Origin of the sequence: Bacteroides propionicigenes (assembly GCF_018390535.1) — a bacterium.
In the GTDB taxonomy this organism is placed as follows: Bacteria; Bacteroidota; Bacteroidia; order Bacteroidales; family Bacteroidaceae; genus Bacteroides; species Bacteroides propionicigenes.
Map to the genome: position 1 here is coordinate 1 of NZ_JAHBBW010000028.1, position 5,092 is coordinate 5,092.

Annotated in this window: 8 protein-coding genes and 1 pseudogene; 6 read left to right on the forward strand and 3 right to left on the reverse strand. The window is 42.8% G+C overall.

The window, feature by feature from the left end; translation table 11 throughout:
- A partial coding sequence (mbpC, locus tag KG118_RS17215; RefSeq protein ID WP_213388589.1) for a mobilization protein MbpC occupies window positions 1–374 on the forward strand: 374 nt, incomplete at its 5' end.
- A gap of 41 nt (window positions 375–415) precedes the next feature.
- Here mbpC and KG118_RS17220 read toward each other — a convergent pair.
- From KG118_RS17220 to KG118_RS17230, 3 genes are all read right to left on the reverse strand, one after another.
- Window positions 416–1,069, reverse strand: a complete 654-nt coding sequence (locus tag KG118_RS17220; protein WP_154269401.1) for a hypothetical protein — start codon at window positions 1,067–1,069, stop codon at window positions 416–418.
- Between the two features lie 67 nt (window positions 1,070–1,136).
- On the reverse strand, window positions 1,137–2,120 hold the full coding sequence (locus KG118_RS17225) for a replication initiation protein (RefSeq protein ID WP_213388590.1): 984 nt from the start codon (window positions 2,118–2,120) through the stop codon (window positions 1,137–1,139).
- A 10-nt stretch (window positions 2,121–2,130) separates the two neighbouring features.
- Window positions 2,131–2,529, reverse strand: coding sequence for a hypothetical protein (locus KG118_RS17230; protein WP_025077300.1), 399 nt, complete (start codon window positions 2,527–2,529; stop codon window positions 2,131–2,133).
- Window positions 2,530–2,953: 424 nt separating this feature from the next.
- Here KG118_RS17230 and KG118_RS17235 point away from each other — a divergent pair, with 424 nt between their 5' ends.
- The 5 genes and pseudogenes from KG118_RS17235 to KG118_RS17255 all read left to right on the forward strand — a co-directional run.
- Window positions 2,954–3,187 (forward strand): hypothetical protein, encoded by a 234-nt coding sequence (locus KG118_RS17235; protein WP_005783253.1) that lies wholly within the window; start codon window positions 2,954–2,956, stop codon window positions 3,185–3,187.
- The gene (locus tag KG118_RS17240; RefSeq protein WP_195392851.1) at window positions 3,177–3,518 is read left to right on the forward strand and encodes a type II toxin-antitoxin system RelE/ParE family toxin; all 342 of its coding nucleotides are present in this window, start codon (window positions 3,177–3,179) and stop codon (window positions 3,516–3,518) included. The genes KG118_RS17235 and KG118_RS17240 overlap by 11 nt, the downstream gene beginning before the upstream one ends.
- A gap of 332 nt (window positions 3,519–3,850) precedes the next feature.
- The gene (gene mbpA, locus KG118_RS17245; RefSeq protein WP_025077299.1) at window positions 3,851–4,150 is read left to right on the forward strand and encodes a mobilization protein MbpA; all 300 of its coding nucleotides are present in this window, start codon (window positions 3,851–3,853) and stop codon (window positions 4,148–4,150) included.
- Complete coding sequence (mbpB, locus tag KG118_RS17250; protein ID WP_195392849.1) at window positions 4,147–4,941, forward strand: mobilization protein MbpB; 795 nt, start codon at window positions 4,147–4,149, stop codon at window positions 4,939–4,941. The genes mbpA and mbpB overlap by 4 nt, the downstream gene beginning before the upstream one ends.
- Window positions 4,898–5,092: pseudogene (locus KG118_RS17255) on the forward strand (mobilization protein MbpC); the annotation flags it as partial. The gene mbpB and the pseudogene KG118_RS17255, both read left to right, overlap by 44 nt.

Consider the following 5,092-nt stretch of genomic DNA (forward strand, 5'->3'; position numbering starts at 1 on the left):
ACACCACACCCAAAGTAAATCCGCAGCTTGCGGTAGAACTTGTGTTTCAAGAATTGAAGCGTGTAGAAGCCTATACAAGACGCATAGAAGATGCAACAGCCAAAAAGGTGGAAATAGACAGGGGGAGTCTTGAAAGTGCCGAAAATCGCCTAAAAAGCGTATTAGCGGACTTTGAACGGCAGGGAAACAGAATGAAAAACGGCAGCTATGTGGACAAGAAAGTTTCAATGTACTCAATCCTTTGTGCTGTTTTTTCCCTATTGTTCGCCTGTCTGATGTGTTATCTGTGGGTGGATGCAGCCAAGGACAGGGATAACTACAAGAGGTATTATGAGTATTTTCAAGAGATGGATAAACAAAAAAGCGGAGAGTAGTATTCTCCGCTTTTTTGTTTATAATGTTTTTAATCGTTTGGTTATATTGCATGAAAACCAGTTATTTTCCCGTCATCAACAATACCTGAACTATTTTTTGAACACCACCCTACCATTTCGTATTTGTGTTTATAGATACTGCCATATTTAATCATTCCTGTGGCTTTTATATTATCACATTTGTTCCCTGAAAAATTAAAAGAACCGTATTCGTCAGGAGTCCAAGTTGTTGCAGGGTTTGAAGATACTGATGTACTTTGTATCGTTACACTTGAAGGTTTTGGACCGTCATAAGATAAAATCATAGTGGTTTGCGATGAAGCGACAGCACTACTATGACTACCATATATAGGGAAGGTCATAGTAGATCTTGTGTTGCTTAAGGCTTTTGGTGCATTGTCTTCATTTTGTTGAGTTGGTTCAAAATTATCAAACTCAATACCATTACTCATGTACTCCAAGAAACTTTTAGTCTTTTCGTAATCCATTTCTAAAAGTTCTTTGTTACGCTGTTCTATACTAACAGTCGTGTCAAGTTCCCAACCATAAGAATCGAACAAATTCATCAATGTTTCGATTTTAGCTTTTTCTTTATCGGAATAACCGTTGTTGTTTATGTCCTCTTCATTGGTACATGACCCTAAGAATAACACAAAGGAAAAAGCAGTAGCTAATGATAATAAAAACTTTTTCATATAGTACACATTTAAAGCTTAGATATGGCAAACTTAAGAAATTATTTGTTATGTTGTTCTCTTTCAGTTAGATTTCTTTTAATTTTCTTTTGATAGCCCCGATAACATATCCTTTGGGGTTTTCTGCCAGTCGTGCGCCTTTTTTCAATTCTCCCAGGAACCCCATGAAATTGGGGATGCGGTTTTGCCCCTCGATAAGGGTTTTCTTGTTCTTGTTGACTTCATCAGACTTGAAGTCAAAGGAGAATTTGAGGTAGTCATATACGTTGTTCTCCAGCTGGAGCCGTGCCGTAACTTTAGCCATGCGCGCCTGTTCCTGTAGTGCAGGGTCTTCTCTGTCTTCAAAGAATACAGGGAATAGGGTCCAGCCAATGACCTTCTTTCCTTCCTTTTCCTCCTTAGCAACAAAGGAGTATGGAGAGGATTCATCAAGTTCTTTTTTAGCTGCATCGATAACATATCTCTTGAAATCATTAACTCTTTCGTATTTTCCTTGCAAGCAAAACCTTTTGCGAAGTCCGTCAGACCCCTCTAACGACACGAACAAAGGTTGGGTTTGTCCGGACATCAGCTCATAGAATCGCATGGCATAGACGCTTTTAAACTTCATGGCTGTTATGAGTTCGTATTTCTTGAACCCTTTCGTAAAATCAAGTGCGGCTCTCCAGATAGGGTCATAGACATGGAAGGTAGCAATACCTGTGCCTTTTTCTATTTTAGGGTGTTCGATGATGGCTGTATAGAACCAAATCTTATCATCTTCATATTCAGCCCCTTTCTTAGATAGCGATGTGAATGCAGCTTTAGCCTTGGCATAGTTGTGGTCATCTTCGTCTCGAAGAATGGATGCTACAGGCATGGTGATGTTCACCCCACAATCAGACGGCTCAATCTTGTGCATATGGTCTTTGATTTTAATACCTTCCAACCATCGTTGGGCAAATTCGATAAGACGATATATGATACGCTTTTCGTAAGGACTGAAATCGTATTTGGCACATGTCCATATATAGGACTGGAATACGGCTTTGTTTGGTAGGTTTTCGCTCATAGGTATTCTTTTAGATTGTTGCGTATGGGTCAAGTTCCTTAATCCGCTTACACAAATAATCGAAGCGTTTCTTAGTAAGCGGTGTGAGTGTATCGAGGTTCTCGCCATCAAAATCCTCTCCAAAGATAATGTCGTCCACCCCTATTCCATGATTGTAGTTCTCACGCACACAATCACGCAGAATCCAAAGATTGCGCAGATTTACCCAGTCTGCCGTTTTATTCTTGATTCTGCTAAACAGCACAGCGGCTGTGTATAGGTAGTGTCCGCAATGGTTGTAGTCATGCAGCACCAGTTTCCCTTGATAGTATATGTCGAAGTCTTTATTTTCTTCATCTTCCTTTGTGTCGCAGTAGAAGAACGGAATATCTTTCAGACCGTCCCAATCAATGTAAGTAGTTGGTTTCATAAGTGTGCTTTTATGGTTTTCTGCAAAGATACAAATTAAGTACGAGTTTAACAAATAGAACTCGTACTGTTTATTCTTTATCTCGTACTTGATGGGGGTGATTTTTATTCTTTATCTCGTACTTGAGTATTCTTTATCTCGTACTTAGAGGGCGTTTTTCTCGCATAATGCGCGCGCGCGAGGATAGGACATAGATAGTCGATGTTAAGATAGAAACAAGCTCATAAGGTTGAAATTGCTTCCCAACTTTCGGAAAAAACGGACGAAAAACAATAGGGAAAACAAAGACAAAGCCCCCTCGTAAGGGGGTTGGGGGATTGTGCGGTTATTGAAGCTTTTTTTTGCGTGTTAAAGTATATTAATTTGGTTACAATGTCGGTAACAATGGTTACATTTGTATCACAATCAAAAAAGTTTAAGATATATGCAAGTAATTCCATTGAGCAAATTTCGGACGAATCAGACAGCGACCCTTCTTCGTGCTATTCAGGGAGAATCCGTCTTTCTGACTTCACGTATCGGTGATTTTAAACTGGTGCCAGTGTCCGTAGAAGAAAAAATAGCCACTCGAATAAGAGAGGGCTTGAATGAAGTGAAACGAATCGAAGCTGGTGAGCAGCCAGCTAAGAGCGCAAACGCATTCCTTGATGAGCTTTGAAGTAAAGACCACCCCGCATTTTGAGAGGGAAGCGAAAATCCTTGCAAAAAGGTATAAGTCTTTTAAGGCTGACATGAAGGATTTTATCAAGTCATTGGAAAAGAACCCCATGCAGGGGGATGAACTGAGCCCAGGTATCCGTAAAATAAGACTTGCCATTGTTTCTAAGGGGAAGGGTAAGTCTGGGGGAGCACGTGTTATCACATACACGATTTGTGCATCGGAGAGTGAAGGTCGTGTTTATCTTGTGGATGTCTATGATAAGTCAGACTTCTCTACCGTAAGTGTATCTATTCTTAAAAAAATCATATCTGAACAGGGTATCCTTTGACCAGTCAGCGTTTAGTGAAGCGAACTGTGTTTTTTCTCTTTTCAGTCTGCAAAGGTAACTCCACACTCCGAAGCCGTCAAGGGCTTCGCAAGTTCGGATCTGAAAAAATCCTGAGCAGCTTCGCTGTGCGGTTTTTTCCGCTCGAACCCTTGACTGCTCTCCGTGTTCCGTTGTGGGAATGGCAGGGAAAAAAGAAAAAAGTGTGTGGCTATGCAGTGTGTTATCGCTGTGTGTATTCCCATGCGGCGTGTATATATAGCAAGAAGTGTCCTTGTCGGACATTCTTGCCTTTCTCGCTTTGCTCAAAAGGATTTTAAGACTACCTTTGCGACATGGAGGTAAATCGAACGGAAAAGATAACATTCCGCTGCACCGCACTTGAAAAGGCGGCACTTGCGGAACAGGCAGCCCGATGCGGCATCAGTACATCGGAATACTGCCGTACACTCGCACTGGGCGGACGACCCAAGGAGAGGTACACGGAAGAAGAAAGGGAACTGTTTCGGGAGATAGCCCGACTGAAAGGAACACTCCAGCGTCTGAACAACTACTTCGGTGGGCGCCAGTACAGGGAAGTGTTCGAGGAGAACCAGGCACTAATCAAAGAACTTAAAAAGATACTTTCACGATGATAGCAAAAGGAAAGAGCATATCTCATGGCACGGCAGCACTGGAGTACGACCTTGCCAAAGAGATAAACGGAGAGGCAGCAGCCACCGAGATACACCGCCATGAACTTTTCGGCTGCACAGGCGAAGAAATGGTGCAGGAAATGAAACCTTACTTCGTTGATTTTCAGAACGTAAAAAACAACTGCCTTCGGTTTGAGGTCAGTCCTTCAGTGGAAGAAAGTGCAGGCATGACCGATGCGGACTGGGCGAAGCTCGGCAACGACTTCATGCAGCGCATGGGCTTGATGAACCACCAGTATATCATTGTGAAGCACAGTGGAACGGAGAAGAACCGCAGGCAAGCCCACCTGCATATACTGGCAAACCGTGTGTCGTTATCGGGAGAACTCTACAAAGACAACTGGATAGGGAAGAGAGCAACGGAAGCCGCCAACAGTATAGCCAGAGAGCGGAACTTGGTACAGTCAAAGGACATAGGCAAAGCCAACAGGGAAGAGATAAAACAGGCTATGGACGGTGTCCTTGCAAGGATGCAGGGATTTGACCTTGCCGGATTCAGCCGTGAACTCGGAAAACTGGGTTTCAAGGTAAGGGAAGCCCGGGCAAGTACTGGCAAACTCAACGGCTATTACGTGGAAGCCCGGAGCGGAACAGAATACAAGGCAAGCGAGATAGGGAAAGACTATACGCTTGCCCACATCGAGAAGACACAGAAAAAATTGAAGTATAACTCAATCAGCAGGAATTATGGAAACACCCTCAAACCCAAAGACGGAGGATTACACCTATAAGCAGGGACAGTACAGTTCCCGAAAGAAAAAGGACACCACACCCAAAGTAAATCCGCAGCTTGCGGTAGAACTTGTGTTTCAAGAATTGAAGCGTGTAGAAGCCTATACAAGACGCATAGAAGATGCAACAGCCAAAAAGGTGGAAATAGAC

Excerpts from the sequence above, each read along its gene's own strand:
- KG118_RS17230 (WP_025077300.1), bottom strand. The coding sequence starts at position 2,529 with ATGAAACCAACTACTTACATTGATTGGGACGGTCTGAAAGATATTCCG.
- KG118_RS17235 (WP_005783253.1), top strand. The coding sequence starts at position 2,954 with ATGCAAGTAATTCCATTGAGCAAATTTCGGACGAATCAGACAGCGACC.
- mbpA (WP_025077299.1), top strand. The coding sequence starts at position 3,851 with ATGGAGGTAAATCGAACGGAAAAGATAACATTCCGCTGCACCGCACTT.
- KG118_RS17220 (WP_154269401.1), bottom strand. The coding sequence starts at position 1,069 with ATGAAAAAGTTTTTATTATCATTAGCTACTGCTTTTTCCTTTGTGTTA.
- KG118_RS17240 (WP_195392851.1), top strand. The coding sequence starts at position 3,177 with ATGAGCTTTGAAGTAAAGACCACCCCGCATTTTGAGAGGGAAGCGAAA.
- KG118_RS17225 (WP_213388590.1), bottom strand. The coding sequence starts at position 2,120 with ATGAGCGAAAACCTACCAAACAAAGCCGTATTCCAGTCCTATATATGG.
- mbpB (WP_195392849.1), top strand. The coding sequence starts at position 4,147 with ATGATAGCAAAAGGAAAGAGCATATCTCATGGCACGGCAGCACTGGAG.